This window comes from Thermomonas sp. (genome assembly GCF_047606765.1).
Lineage (GTDB): Bacteria > Pseudomonadota > Gammaproteobacteria > Xanthomonadales > Xanthomonadaceae > Thermomonas.
Genome location: NZ_JASGED010000070.1, coordinates 19674 through 33870, shown reverse-complemented (window position 1 = coordinate 33870; position 14197 = coordinate 19674). Strand labels below are relative to the sequence as shown.

At 66.6% G+C, this 14197-nt stretch carries 11 protein-coding genes; 6 read left to right on the top strand and 5 right to left on the bottom strand.

Features of this window, described 5'->3' with window-relative positions; translation table 11 throughout:
* Window positions 1-38: 38 nt before the first annotated feature.
* The gene (locus QM612_RS06760) at window positions 39-1304 is read right to left on the bottom strand and encodes a multifunctional CCA addition/repair protein (protein ID WP_415253165.1); all 1266 of its coding nucleotides are present in this window, start codon (window positions 1302-1304) and stop codon (window positions 39-41) included.
* A gap of 101 nt (window positions 1305-1405) precedes the next feature.
* On the opposite strand from QM612_RS06760, the gene QM612_RS06755 reads away from it, so the two are divergent.
* The 5 genes from QM612_RS06755 (at window position 1406) to QM612_RS06735 (ending at window position 6737) form a co-directional block, all read left to right on the top strand.
* Window positions 1406-2089 carry an alpha/beta hydrolase gene (locus tag QM612_RS06755; protein WP_415253132.1) on the top strand — a complete coding sequence of 228 codons (684 nt, stop codon included), beginning with the start codon at window positions 1406-1408 and terminating at the stop codon, window positions 2087-2089.
* Between the two features lie 45 nt (window positions 2090-2134).
* Window positions 2135-2869: a LytR/AlgR family response regulator transcription factor gene (locus QM612_RS06750; protein WP_415253131.1), complete on the top strand. Its 735-nt coding sequence runs from the start codon at window positions 2135-2137 to the stop codon at window positions 2867-2869.
* Between the two features lie 193 nt (window positions 2870-3062).
* Window positions 3063-3974: a hydroxymethylbilane synthase gene (hemC, locus tag QM612_RS06745; protein ID WP_415253130.1), complete on the top strand. Its 912-nt coding sequence runs from the start codon at window positions 3063-3065 to the stop codon at window positions 3972-3974.
* Window positions 3975-4022: 48 nt separating this feature from the next.
* Window positions 4023-4994, top strand: a complete 972-nt coding sequence (locus QM612_RS06740; protein ID WP_415253129.1) for a helix-turn-helix transcriptional regulator — start codon at window positions 4023-4025, stop codon at window positions 4992-4994.
* A gap of 123 nt (window positions 4995-5117) precedes the next feature.
* Entirely contained in the window at window positions 5118-6737 is a 1620-nt protein-coding gene (locus QM612_RS06735; RefSeq protein WP_415253128.1) for a phytoene desaturase family protein, read from the top strand.
* A 161-nt stretch (window positions 6738-6898) separates the two neighbouring features.
* Here the strand turns inward: QM612_RS06735 and QM612_RS06730 are convergent, their stop codons facing one another.
* Complete coding sequence (locus tag QM612_RS06730) at window positions 6899-8383, bottom strand: AAA family ATPase (protein WP_415253127.1); 1485 nt, start codon at window positions 8381-8383, stop codon at window positions 6899-6901.
* A gap of 43 nt (window positions 8384-8426) precedes the next feature.
* Here QM612_RS06730 and glnE point away from each other — a divergent pair, with 43 nt between their 5' ends.
* A complete protein-coding gene (glnE, locus tag QM612_RS06725; RefSeq protein ID WP_415253126.1) occupies window positions 8427-11222 on the top strand; it encodes a bifunctional [glutamate--ammonia ligase]-adenylyl-L-tyrosine phosphorylase/[glutamate--ammonia-ligase] adenylyltransferase in 2796 nt (931 codons plus the stop codon).
* 6 nt (window positions 11223-11228) lie between these two features.
* Here glnE and QM612_RS06720 read toward each other — a convergent pair whose 3' ends face one another.
* From QM612_RS06720 to QM612_RS06710, 3 genes are read right to left on the bottom strand one after another with little or no spacing between them, the layout of a single operon-like run.
* Window positions 11229-11870 carry a hypothetical protein gene (locus QM612_RS06720; protein ID WP_415253125.1) on the bottom strand — a complete coding sequence of 214 codons (642 nt, stop codon included), beginning with the start codon at window positions 11868-11870 and terminating at the stop codon, window positions 11229-11231.
* A gap of 1 nt (window position 11871) precedes the next feature.
* The gene (locus tag QM612_RS06715) at window positions 11872-12546 is read right to left on the bottom strand and encodes a DUF4124 domain-containing protein (protein WP_415253124.1); all 675 of its coding nucleotides are present in this window, start codon (window positions 12544-12546) and stop codon (window positions 11872-11874) included.
* A gap of 60 nt (window positions 12547-12606) precedes the next feature.
* The gene (locus QM612_RS06710; RefSeq protein WP_415253123.1) at window positions 12607-14082 is read right to left on the bottom strand and encodes an FAD-dependent oxidoreductase; all 1476 of its coding nucleotides are present in this window, start codon (window positions 14080-14082) and stop codon (window positions 12607-12609) included.
* Window positions 14083-14197 lie beyond the last annotated feature (115 nt).

The following is a 14197-nucleotide window of genomic DNA, read 5'->3' as shown; positions in this document are numbered from 1 at the left end:
TCAGTGTTGCATCGGCTTGAACGGAGCAAGCTCCGTTCCTATAGGGCATTGGGACTCGCGTCATTCGTAGGCGTGGAGCTTGCTCCACGCGCCGCCTCTGAAATCGCAGCAATCCTCGCCTTGCGCAAGGCCTCGCCAAACGCCGGGCCGGTGATGCCCTGCGCGGCGATGGCATCACTGCGCACTGCCATTGCCGCTGCATGCAGGCGGCGCACGGTGTCGCCCTGCGGGTAGTCGGTATCGGCCATGCCGGCGCGGCCGCGCTTGTCGGCTTCGCACACGGTTGCTAGCTGGCCGATGCGCTGCGGTTTGCGGAAGCCGTCGCAGCGGGCGATCAGGTCGTGAACGGTTGCGGCTTTCAGTTCGTCGATGCGATGCACGTTGAGATGCTCGCGGCAGCACAGCACCGCAAGTTCGCGGTGTTCCGACGGCACCTTCAAGCGCTCGCTCATTGCGATGACGGGCGCAACGCCGAGCTGCTCGTGCATCAGGTGGCGTGGCAGCACATCGATGGGCGTGAGCGCCTTGCCAAGATCATGGCAGAGCGCGGCGTAACCGATCAGGTCATCGCCCGGTGCCAGCCTCGCCGCCATGTCGCAAACCAGTTCGCAGTGGATGCCGGTATCGACCTCGGGGTGGAACTCCGCGCGCTGCGGCACGCCGTACAGCGCATCGACTTCCGGCAGCACCGCGCGCAGGGCATCGGCCTCACGCAGGGTGCGCAGGAAGGCCGATGGCGTGGCGCTGCGCAGTGCCTTCGCCAATTCCTGCCAGACCCGCTCCGGCACCAGCTCGGCCAGCTCGCCGCTTTGCGCCATGCCGCGCATCAGTGCCAGCGTTTCCGGTGCAACGGTGAAGCCGAAGTAGGCAAAGCGGGCCATGAAGCGCGCCGCGCGCAGCACCCGCAGCGGATCTTCCACGAAGGCGTCGCCGACGTGGCGCAGCACGCGCGCTTCAAGATCACGCGCACCGCCAAACGGATCGGCCAGCGTGCCGTCCGCCGCCTGTGCAATCGCATTGATGGTGAAGTCGCGGCGGCGCAGGTCGTCCTCCAGCGTCACCGACGGGTCTGCATGCACCACGAAGCCGGTATAGCCACGCCCGGACTTGCGCTCGGTACGCGCCAGCGCGTGTTCCTCGCCCGTGAGCGGGTGCAGGAATACCGGGAAGTCACGGCCCACTTGCTTGTAGCCGGCATCCAGCATCTGTTGCGTCGTTGCGCCAACGACAACGTAGTCGCGGTCGCCCGCAGGCAGGCCGAGCAGCGCATCGCGCACCGCGCCGCCGACCAGATAGACCTGCACATTGTCCGGGAGTGTTGCCGTCATGCGGGTGATGATGCCCGAACGCGCGGCGGGTGTCGGGATAGACTGGCGCAGGGAACACGCATCGAAACGGGAAACTCATGGCCGAACTGCTGGAAACCGTCGAACACGAAACCGGGCCGAACCCCGGCTGGGCCGTGCTGTGGCTGCATGGGCTGGGCGCGGACGGCAACGACTTCGCGCCCATCGTGCCGGAGCTGGTGCGCAAGGACTGGCCGGCGCTGCGCTTCGTGTTTCCGCACGCGCCGGTGCGTGCGGTGACGATCAACGGTGGCGCGCGCATGCGGGCGTGGTACGACATCACGTCCTTCGATTTTGGCGATGCCAACCGCGCCGATCATGCAGGCGTGGCGGAGTCGGTGGCGCAGGTGGAAGCGCTGATCGCGCGCGAGGGCGAGCGCGGTATTCCACCGGAACGTTTGCTGCTGGCCGGTTTCTCGCAGGGCGGCGCAATCACGCTGGCTGCCGGCATTGCCCGCAAGACGCCGTTGGCCGGGTTGATGGCGCTTTCGACCTATCTGCCGATGGGCATCGAGCAAGCGCGCGCCGCGTTGCAACCGGGTGCAAATGCGCAGCCGATGTTCATGGCGCACGGTGTGTTCGACCCGGTGGTGCCGGCGGCAGCGGGCGAGGCCAGTGCGAAGGCGATGCGCGAACTGGGCTTCGATGTGCAGTGGCGGCGCTACCCGATGCAGCACGCGGTCTGCCCCGAGGAAATCCACAATCTCGGCGACTGGATGGCGGCGCGGTTTGCAGCCGGCTGAAACCTGCGCGACGATGCCGGCAACCGGGACACGGCGGGGGTTGCGATGAAAGTGGTCATCGCCGATGACGAGCCACTGGCGCGCGAGCGCCTGCGCGCGCTGCTGGCCGCACAGCCGGGCGTGGAAGTGGTGGCCGAGGCCGGCGACGGCCACGCCGCGCTGCATGCCTGTGCCGAGCATCATCCCGACATGGTGTTGCTGGATATTTCGATGCCGGGTATCGACGGCATGGAAGCCGCGCGCCACCTGCGCGAGTTTGATCCACGCCCTGCGGTGGTGTTCTGCACTGCGTACGACCAGCATGCGCTGTCCGCGTTCGAAGCCGATGCCATCGACTATCTGGTCAAGCCGGTGCGGCCCGAGCGCCTGTCCGCCGCGCTGGCGCGGGTGCGCACGTTCGCCGCCGGTCGCGGGCTGCATGCCACGCGCGATGAACAGGCAGGGCAGCAGCGCACGCATCTGTGTGCGCGCCTGCGCGGCAGCCTGCGGCTGATCCCCATCGACGACATCCGCTATCTGCAGGCGGAAGAGAAATACGTGGTCGTCCATCATGCCCGCGGCGAGGACTTGATCGAGGAATCGCTGAAGTCGCTGGAAGCCGAATTCGCCGAACGCTTCGTGCGCATCCATCGCAATTGCCTGGTGGCGCGCGGCGAGATCGTCGAACTGCGTCGCACCGCCGATGGCCACACGCAGGCCGTGCTGCGCAATGGCGGGCAACCGCTGGAAATCAGCCGGCGCTGTCTGGCGCAGTTGCGGGACACCTTGCGGCATCTCTGATTGCGGCGCGGATGGAGTGCCCGAGGGGCGAGTTTGTCTGGTGTTGCGTTTCTCCGTCATTCCGGCGAAAGCCGGAATCCAGATTTTTTAGTTTGCATTCAAGAGCTGGATCCCGGCTTTCGCCGGGATGACGTTCGTCAGGCCATCCGTGATGCCACACCCCACTTCCGCGACGGCGGGCGATAATGCCCACATGACCATCCTGCGCATCGCCACCCGCAAAAGCCCGCTCGCCCTGTGGCAGACCGAGCACGTCGCCGACCGCCTGCGCGTCGCGCATCCCGGTCTCGTGGTTGAGCTGGTGCCGCTGAGCACGCGCGGCGATGAAATACTGGATCGCTCGCTGGCGGCCATCGGCGGCAAGGGCCTGTTCCTCAAGGAACTGGAAATCGCGATGCAGCGCGGTGAAGCCGATTGCGCCGTGCATTCGCTGAAGGACGTGCCGATGGAACTGGAGCCGGGCTTCGCGCTGCCGGCGATCCTGACCCGCGCCGATCATGCCGACGCCTTCGTCAGCAATCGCTTCGACAACATCGACGCGCTGCCACAGGGCGCGCGCGTGGGCACATCCTCGCTGCGCAGGCAGGCGCAGTTACGTGCGTTGTGTCCCGACCTGCAACTGCTCGACCTGCGCGGCAACGTCAACACGCGGCTGGCGAAGCTGGACGCCGGTGACTATGACGCCATCGTGCTGGCCTGCGCCGGTTTGCAGCGGCTTGGTTTCGATGCACGCATCCGCGCGCGGCTGGACGCGCCCGCGTGGCTGCCCGCGCCTGCGCAGGGGGCCATTGCCATCGAATGCCGCAGTGATGATCCGCATGTGCAGGCGCTGTGTGCAGCGCTGGATGATGCCGATACCCGTGCCTGCGTTTCGGCAGAGCGGGCGATGAACCGCGCCCTGCACGGCAGTTGCCATGTGCCGGTGGCGGCGCTGGCGCAGCGCGATGGCGAACGGTTGCGGCTGGCCGGTCTTGTGGGCTCTGCCGCCGATGGCCGCGTGGTGCGTGCGCAGGGCGAGGGCGACGCGCCGGATGCGCTGGGCGTGGACGTGGCCAAGCAGTTGCTGGCGCAGGGTGCGCGCGCGCTGATCGACCAGTGCGCGTAACGCAGGCTGGGGCATCCTGACGGCGCATTCGGCGGCATAATCGCCGGCATGGATCGCTACGAACGCATCATCGCCCTGCACAACAAATTGCAGGCCGCGCGCCGCCCCGTCACCGTGGCCAGGTTGCAGGAGGAACTGGGTTGCTCGCGCGCCACCGTCTATCGCGACATCGCCTTCCTGCGCGATGGCCTGATGGCACCGGTGACCGGCGATGGCGAAACCGGTTTCAGTTACGACAAGACCGAGGCCGAGCGTTTCGAACTGCCCGGCCTGTGGCTGAACTCCGAGGAATTGCACGCACTGCTCGCCGCGCAGCAACTGCTGGCGCGCAGCAGTGGCGGCATGTTGTCCTCGGCGCTGGCACCGTTGCAGCAGCGCGTCGAAAAGCTGCTGGACGCGCATTCCGGCGGCAAGAGATGGCCGGTGGAGCGGGTGCGCGTCATTCCGCATCGCATCCGCAGGATGGACGAACACGCCTTCCGCATCGTCGCGTCCAGCGTGCTGGAGCGGCGCAAGCTGGCCTTCGACTATCGCGCGCGTTCCACCGATGAAAAGACCCGGCGGACGGTTTCGCCGCAGCGGCTCACGCACTATCGCGACAATTGGTACCTGGATGCGTGGGACGAGGACAAGCAGGGTTTGCGCAGCTTCTCCATCGACCGCATCAGCGGCGCACGTTTTGCCGACGGCAAGGCGCGCGACGTGGCCGAAGACGAATTGAACGCGCATCTCGCCGGCAGCTACGGCATCTTTTCCGGCGCGCCCAAGGGTTGGGCAACGATCCTGTTCAGCGCCAAGGCCGCGCGCTGGGTGGCCGACGAACATTGGCATTCGCAGCAGCAAGGGCGTTTCCTGCCCGATGGTCGCTATGAATTGAAGCTGCCGTATTCGGTGCCGCGCGAACTGCTGATGGACGTGCTGCACTACGGTGCGGATGCCGAAATCATGGAGCCGAAATCGCTGCGCGAGCAGGCACGCGCGCATCTGCAACTCGCGCTGGGCAACTACCAGGACATCTGATGGGCGGCAATGGTGCGGCGGTTTCACTTGCTTCGCGGCACGGTGGCTTGCTTGCCCGCTGACCCGATTTAAGGCTCCGGCTTCACCCGGAAGTTTGTGGAAAATCAGGTTGGTAGAAACTCTATGCATGCTCATCAGCACGACGACGTCCTCATCATCGGTGGAGGCCACAACGGCCTCGTGTGCGCGGCTTACCTGGCTGGTGCCGGGCTGAAGGTGCGGGTGCTGGAGCGTCGCCATATCGTTGGCGGTGCGGCGGTGACCGAAGAGTTCCATCCCGGCTTTCGCAATTCCGTTGCCAGCTACACGGTCAGCCTGCTCAACCCGGCGGTGATCCACGACCTGCGCCTGCATCAGCACGGGCTGCGTGTGGTCGAGCGGCCCTACGCCAATTTCCTGCCGCTGCCGGATGGGCGCTGCTTCCGGCTCGGCGGCGAGCACACGCATTCGGAAGTGGCGAAGTGGTCGGCGCGCGATGCGCAGCGGCTGCCGGCGTATTACGCGATGCTCGACCGCATCGTCGTCGTGCTGCGTGAGCTGATGCGGCGCACGCCGCCGAACGTGAGTGATCGCTTCGTGCTGGCCGACTGGATTGCATCGGCATCCGCCGCGAAGCAATTGAAGTCGCTGGACATGCGCGCTCGCCGCGATCTGCTCGACCTGTTCACCAAGTCCGCTGGCGAGTTGCTGGATAGTTGGTTCGAGGGCGAACCGCTGAAGGCGGTGCTGGGTTGGGATTCGGTGGTCGGCAATTTCGCCAGCCCCTACACGCCGGGCAGCGCCTACGTGCTGCTGCACCATCTGTTTGGCGAGGTGAATGGCAAGGTCGGCGCATGGGGTCATGCCATCGGCGGGATGGGCGCGATCACGCAGGCGATGCGCAAGGAGTGCGAAGCGCGCGGCGTCGCCATCGAAACGGATGCGGAAGTCGCGCGGCTCATCATCGAAAACGAAAACGCCGTAGGTGTGGTGTTGGCCGATGGCCGCGAACTGCGCGCATCGACGATTGCCAGCAACCTCAATCCGAAGCTGCTCTATACCAAACTGGTGGAACCGGGGCAGCTCGACGATGACACCGCGCAGCGCATCAGCCGCTATCGCTGCGGCTCCGGCACGTTCCGCATGAACGTGGCGCTGAGTGAGTTGCCGGATTTCATCGCGATGCCGGGCACGCATCTGCAACCGCATCACCAGAGCGGCATCCTGATCGGGCCGTCGCTCAAGTATTTCGAGCAGGCGTATTTCGATGCGAAGTCGAAGGCGCACAGCGCCGGCTGGGCGCGCAAGCCGATTGTCGAAGTCGTAATTTCCTCGACGCTGGACGACACGCTTTCGCCGCAAGGCCAGCATGTCGCCAGCCTGTTCTGCCAGCAGGTGAATCCCGAGGTTGACGGCGGCTGGGATGCGCACCGTGACACCGTGGCGAAGCTGATGATCGATACCGTCAACGAATACGCGCCGAACTTCGCGCGCAGCGTGCTGGCTTACGAGGCATTGAGCCCGCTTGATCTGGAACGCCGTATCGGCCTGGTCGGTGGCGACATCTTCCACGGCGCGCTGGGCCTGGATCAGATGTTCAGCGCCCGCCCGCTGCTGGGGCAGGGCAACTATCGTGGCGCGTTCAAGGGCCTGTACCTGTGCGGCTCCGGCAGCCATCCCGGTGGCGGCGTCACTGGCTTGCCGGGGCGCAATGCGGCGCGCGAAATCCTGCGTGATCTGGGCAGGAAACCGCGCCCCGACTGATTCATTTATGAACCATCGAGTGCATTTTTGCGCTGCAGCGTGCAAAGGCACTAACGCTTCCTTCACGATTGCCCCGCGTCCCGACGTGGGGGAGGGAGCAGGCCCGCTGAGACTTCAAGTCTGAGCGGGCTTTTTTACGCCCGTCGCTTGGCGGGCCTGCCTCAATCCGCCGGCACCGTGCGCGGCAGCGCCCATTCGCGCAGCGACTGCACCTGCTCGGCCATCAGCACGGACAGTGGGCGAGTGTCGCGGATGGCCTGCATCAGCGATTGCGTATCCAGTCCCGCCTGTTCGGAATGCGCGGCATACAGCGCGCTGACGATGGCCTGTTCGATCTCCGCACCGGAGAAACCATCAGCGGCAGCTGCCAGCGCGGACAGGTCGATGTGCTCGTGCGGCAGCTTCCGGCTGTCCAGATGCAACGCGAAGATGTCGGCGCGGGTTTGCGGGCCTGGCAGATCAACGAAGAAGATTTCGTCGAAGCGGCCCTTGCGCAGCAGTTCCGCAGGCAGGTCATGTACCTGGTTGGCGGTGGCGACAAGGAACACGCGCGATGTGCGTTCGGCCATCCACGTCAGCAGGTAGCCCAGCACGCGCCGTGACAGGCCATCGCTCTCGCCGCTGCCAGCGGCCAGCCCTTTCTCTATCTCGTCTATCCACAGCACGCAGGGTGCGAGTTGTTCGGTCGATGCCAGCGCGGTGCGCAGGTTCTTCTCGGTTTCACCGTGGTACTTGTCGTACAGAGTGCCGAAATCCAGCCGCACCAGTGGCACGCCGAAGCCGCCCGCCACCGCCTTCGCCAGCAGCGACTTGCCGCAGCCCTGCACGCCCAGCAGCAACATGCCCTTCGGCGGAGGCAGGCCGGGTGGCGGCGGATCCTGCAGCAACGGCGCGCGGCGTTGCTCCACCCAGCGTTTCAGGCGCGTGGCACCACCGACATCGGTGAAGCGCGCGGTGTCGTATTCGTAATGCAGATGGCCGCTCTTGTTGAGCAGCTCGAACTTCAGCCGTGCCAGTTCCGGCAGGTCGTCGAAATCCAGTGCGCCGTCGCGATAGATCAGGTGGCGGGCGATGCGGCGCGCATCGGTCAGGGTCAGTCCGTGCAGGTTGCGCACGATCTGGCGCACGGCATCGGGATTGGCTTCCACCCGCCTGCCGCCGTTCTGCGTGGCGTAGTCGCGGGCTTCGTCCTTCACCATCTTGAGCAGCGCGTTGGCGTCCGGCAGGCGCAGCGAGAAACGGGTGGCGAAGGGTTCCAGTGCTTCCGGCAATTCCACCTTGGTGCCGATCAGCGCGATCACATGCGGCTGGCTGCCACGGCGCTGGATCAGGTCGCGTAGCGCGCGCTGGTAGCTGGCATAGCCAAGATAGGGATGCGCATCCAGCAGCAGGTAGATGCCGCGCTGGTTGGCGTTGCGGATGTCCTGCAAGGTGGCGCTGAGATCGGGCGCGATGTGGCTTTCGTCCTCGCGATCCATGTCCATCCGGCGCAGGCCTTCGGTCACCGTCCAGCGGTACAGCGCGCGCCATGCGTGCATCAGGGATTGCCGGAACAGATCGACCACCCGCGCCTCGTCCGGGGTTTCGATCACCAGCAATGGGGTTTCCGCGCGGATCAGCGCGACCAGATCCTGCAATTCGCTCATGGCGGGCACGATAGCGGCAGCCCTGCGATGCCACAATCCACGCATGGACGAAGACAGCACGCAGGCACTGGCCGGCATCCGTGAGCGCGCACTGCAGCGGCTGCGTGCCGCCGGCTGCGGCATCGACGGCAGCGAGGACGCACTCGGCAGGTTGGCGGTGGCCAGCGATTTCGCCATCAACACGCTGGCGACGCAGCCGGAGTTGCTGGCGCGTCTGCGCGAAGATGCTGCCACATCGCTTTCGCCGCCTTTGCTGGATGCCGACAACCGCGCCGACTGGCCGCGCCTGCTGCGGCGCTTCCGGCAGGCGGAATCCACCCGGCTGGTGTGGCGTGACGTGATCGAGGACGCGCCGGTCGATGAAATCCTCGCCGGCAGCACCGCGCTGGCCGATGCCTGCCTGCAACGTGCGCTGTCTGCGCTGGAGGAGGAGTTCGCGCAGCGCCACGGCATGATTCGCGATGCCAATGGACAGCCGCAGCGGCTGGTGGTGTTCGCGCTGGGCAAGCTGGGCGGCGGCGAATTGAACTTCAGTTCGGACGTTGATCTGGTCTATGCCTATGAGCACGAAGGCGAGTCCGACGGCGCGCGCGCATTGGCGGCGCAGGACTACTTCGCGCGGCTGGGCCAGCAACTGGCAAAGCTGCTGGACGAAGTGACGGCGGACGGTTTCTGCCATCGCGTTGACCTGCGCCTGCGCCCGTTCGGCAACGCCGGGCGGGTGGCGCTGTCGTTCACGGCGATGGAGCAGTACTTCCAGAACGAGGGCCGCGACTGGGAGCGCTATGCGTGGCAGAAGGCGCGCCCGGTGGCCGGCGACATCGCAGCCGGTGAACGCCTGTTGCAGGCGCTGCGTCCCTTCGTCTATCGCCGCTATCTGGATTACGGCGCGCTGGATGGCCTGCGCGCGATGAAGGCGATGATCGCCGCCGAGGTGGCGCGCAAGGACATGGCCGACGACATCAAGCGCGGGCCGGGCGGCATCCGCGAGATCGAGTTCCTCGTGCAGGCTTTGCAACTCATCCGTGGTGGGCGTGAACCTGCATTGCGCGAACGCCGCCTGCTGCCGGCATTGCGTGCGCTGGTGGATGCCGGGCATGTCGATGCCGCTGCCGGCGACATGCTGGCGGCGGCGTATCGCTTCCTGCGCAGGCTGGAGAACCGTTTGCAGATGCTGGGCGATGCGCAGACGCACGCATTGCCGCAGTCATTGCTGGCGCGTGTACGCATCGCTGTTGGATTGGGGCATGCGGACTGGGATGCATTGATGCAGGACGTGCAGGCGCAGCGCGAACGGGTGGCGGAGGAGTTCGGCGCATTGCTTGCACAGCGCAGCAGGCAGACGACGGGTGACAGTGACCTCGCGGGTTATTGGCGCGGCTTGCCGGATGCCAGCGAAGCTGCTGCGTTGCAGGCTGCGGGCTTCGAGGATGCAGACGGCCTGCACGCCAGCCTGCGCGATTTCGCCCGTGCGCCCGGCGTGCGCGATTTGTCCGATGCCGCGCGTGCCCGGCTTGACCGGGTATTGCCGGCGCTGTTGCAGGCGGCGTCCGCCTCCGCCCAGCCCGATGCCGTGCTGCGGCGCGTGCTGCCGCTGCTGCATACGGTGCTGCGCCGTGCCAGCTATCTGGCCCTGCTGGACGAACAACCCGCCGCGCTGGGGCGTCTGGTGGGTGCGCTGGCGCGCAGCGCGCTGCTGGGCGAACGGCTGGCCGCGCATCCGCTGCTGCTGGACGAATTGCTGGACGTGCGCATCGCTGGCGAATTGCCGGGGCAGGCCGCGATGCAGGCCGAATGCGCGGCGGCGATCAACGGGCTGGATACCGAAGCCGCACTGGATGCATTGAACGAAGTCCGGCAGGCGTTGAGTTTCCGCATCGCGCTGGCGCTGCTGGATGAACGCATCGACGCGCAGGATTGCGCGCGGCGGCTGGCCGCACTGGCCGACGCGGTGGTCGCCTGCGTGCTGCAACTGGCGCGCGCCGACATGCAGGCCGCGCATGGTGACATCAAGGGCGCGCACTTCGCCGTGCTGGGCTACGGCAGCCTGGGCGGCGAGGAACTCGGCTTCGGTTCCGACCTCGATCTCGTCTTCCTGTTTGATGCGCCAGCGGATGCGGTATCGGACGGCGCGCGCGCGCTGGATGCCAGCCGCTGGAGTGCGCGGCTCGGGCAGAAAGTGGTCGCCCTGTTGGAAACCCGCACCGGCGCGGGCCGCTTGTTCGAGGTGGACATGCGCCTGCGCCCGGACGGTGCCAAGGGCTTGCTGGTGTCCAGTCTTGCCAGCTTCGCCGAGTACCAGCGCGAGCGTGCATGGACATGGGAGCATCAGGCGCTGGCGCGTGCGCGCGGCGTGGCCGGCGATGCGTCGCTGTTGCAGGCGTTTCAGGCATTGCGCGACGATGTGCTGGCCCGCCCGCGTGCAGCCGACGCATTGTGCGATGAAGTCTCGGCGATGCGGCGACGCATGCGTGCGGAGCTGGACCGCAGCGATGCCGCGCTGTTCGACATCAAGCAGGGCGATGGCGGCTTGGTCGATCTGGAGTTCCTGCTGCAGTTCCTTGTGCTGCGCGATGGCGCGGCGCATCCGGCGTTGCGCGCAGCGCGCGCCACGCCTGCATTGCTGGATGCAGCACACGCAGCAGGCTTGCTGGATCAGGCCACGCATGCCGCGCTGCAGGCCGCGCATGCGGTGTTGCTGGATGCTGGCCTGCGCTGCACGCTGGATCGGCGTCCGCGCCGGGTGCCGGCGGATGCGCGCATCGATGCGGCACGTGACGCGATCCGCGAAGCAGTGTGCGCGCAGGGTTTGCGTTTCGATGTGGAAGCTGTGCCGTGAACCGGATCAGGGTGCGGGCGTCGGCGCGACCGTCGAGCAGTTGCTGGCCTTGATCTTGGCCTCGATGGATTCGTAAGCGGCCTGACGTTCGCGTTCGGTATCGCCATTGGTGTAACGGCGCTTGAAGTCGGCATCGTCCAGCCGCCGATACCAGGCATCGCACAACTGCTCGGCCGGAATCGCGCTGCACTCGTCGTATTTCACTTCGCAGGCGCTGCCCATCTGGAAGGCGGAGTTGCCGTCGATGCCGGTGATCGCCAGCGGCGCGCATTTTGGTTCGGGCGTGGCAGTTTCGCCCAGATAGGTTTCGCCCTTCCATGTGGTGCACTGGAACAGCGCGGGCGGCGCGGGCAGGCCGGCGGCTTCCGGCGCGGGTGTGCGCTGCGTGCGCGGACCACCGACCTGGATGAACTCGCCATACACCGGCGCATCCGGCGGTTCATCGACCTTCGGCTTCTGCACCGGTACAGGCACCGTCTTCACCTCGCCGATGCGGCGCACGTCCTGTTTCATGCCGGGCGCGCAGGGCACGCCGTTCTGCATCGTCACCGCGCCCTTGGCATCGGTGCATTTGTAGAGCACGGTCTCCTGCGCGTGCAGTGCCAGCGGCGCGCACAGGAGCAGCAGGGCGATGGCGATCCGGCGCATGTCAGCGGTCTCCGCAGTCGTTGGCAAGGCGCGCGTTGATGCCGCGTTCCTCGATGCGCAGGGCATCGCGTTCCTTCTCCTGCGCGTTGAAGAAACGGGTGCGGATGGCATCGCGGCGATCACGCAGGCGCGAGCAGGTTTCACTCGGCGGCAGGATCACGCAGGTGTCGCGTATCCATGTGCCGCCGCCGGTGGCGACCGGCCAGTTGATCCGGTGCGGCGGCGGACGCATTGGCCTGTCCGGGTGTGGCGGCGGGCCACCGATGTTGTTGCCCAGCGATGTCTGCGATCGCACCACCGGATAGCCCAGCGTCCACAACGGCACCCAGCGCGGATTGCCGGCGTCATCGTCACTGGTATAGCGCTGGCCTTCCGGCGTGGTGCATTCGTACATCGCGCGCGGCGGCACCAGATAGACGGTGGTGTGCTGTGCGGGCGGTGGCGTGGGTGTCGATGCCGTGGATGCCGGTTGCGCCGGCTTTGCGGGTGCATCCACCGGACGCAACATGTCGCGCGCCTGCTGCTTCTGGCCCTTTGGACAGGGCGTGTCGCGCAGCGCCTGCTTGCCGCTGGCATCAAGGCAGCGATACACGGTGACACCGCCACCGGCCTGCGCCTGCACGGTGGCGGGCAGCAGCAGGAGGGCAAGCATCGGCAGCAAGGCGAGGCGCAGCATGCGCCTATCTTGGCGCGTGTGGGCGGCGCGGGGAAAGCCCGTCAGCCGCCGCCGTTCAGCTTAGGCAAACTCCAATGCCGCCGGAATCGCCTTGATGCCGCGCAGCGCGCGCACGATGCTGGCTGCCGCATCGCGTCCTTCCTGCACCGCCGTTACCACCAGATCCGCGCCGCGTACGCAGTCACCGCCGGCAAACAGCTTGTCGTGGCCGGTCTGGTACGGCAGCCGGCCATTGCCGCCGACCAGCAGCCGGCCATTGGCTTGTGCCTGCACGCCCAGCGCCTCCAACCACTTCGGCGCGCGCGGGGAGAAGCCGAACGCGATGATGACCACGTCGGCATCGATGACGGATTCGCTGCCGGGGATGGGCTGCGCATTGCGGCGACCGTTGGCATCGGGCGTGCCCAGTCGCGTTTCCACCACGCGCACACCGCTTGCCTGCCCGCTGCCGATGATTTCCAGCGGCTGGCGATTGAACAGGAACTGCACGCCTTCTTCGCGTGCGTTGGCGACTTCGCGCGCGGAGCCGGGCATGTTGGCCTCGTCGCGGCGATAGGCGCAGGTCACCGATGCCGCGCCCAGGCGGATCGCGCTGCGCACGCAGTCCATGCCGGTATCGCCGCCGCCCAGCACCACCACGCGCTTGCCGGCAAGATTGGGCAGGGCGAGTTGGTCTTCCCAGCCGGAGATCGGCTGGCCCTGCGGGTCGCGCCCGGTGACGATGCGCCCGTTCTGCACGAGGAAGGGCAGCGCCGGCAGCACGCCGGGCATGTCCTGTCCCGGCAGGCCGCCGTCGGTGTAGCGATATGCGCCAAGGCCAAGGAACACGGCATCGAACTGACCCAGCAGTTCGTCGATGCCGATATCACGGCCCACGTCCACGCCAAGCCGGAACTGCACGCCCATGCCTTCCAGCACCTCGCGCCTTGTTGCAATCACCGACTTGTCCAGCTTGAAACTGGGGATGCCGAATTGCAGCAGCCCGCCGATCTGTTCGTAGCGGTCGAACACGGTGGCTTCGATGCCGCTGCGTGCAAGCCGATCCGCACAGGCAAGGCCCGCTGGCCCCGCGCCGATCACCGCCACGCGCTTGCCGGTGGATGCAACCGAAGACAGGTCAGGCCGCCAACCCTGCGCGAATGCGGTGTCGACGATGTACTTCTCCACCGCGCCGATGGTGACCGCGCCGAAGCCGTCATTGAGCGTACATGCGCCTTCGCACAGGCGATCCTGCGGGCATACGCGGCCGCACATTTCCGGCAGCGGGTTGGTTTCATGGCAGAGCGCCGCCGCTTCAGTGATGCGCCCTTCCTGCACCAGTTGCAGCCAGTTGGGGATGTAGTTGTGGACGGGGCACTTGGCTTCGCAATAGGGATTGCCGCAATCAAGGCAGCGACCCGCCTGATGCGATGCTTCGGGTTGCCCGAAGTGCCCGTACAACTCGTCGAAGCTGCCGGCCACGCGCGCGGCAAGCGGCACCTTGGGCGGCATTTCGCGCTGCACGTCGAGGAACTGGAAGACCTGCTTCTTGCTCATGGCACCGCTTCCCACATCGTCCCGAAACGCTGAGATTCGTCATTCCGGCGAAAGCCGGAATCCAGACGTTGGCTTTGCTTTTGCTTCCACGACTCAAGTGCAAAAGCTGGATTCC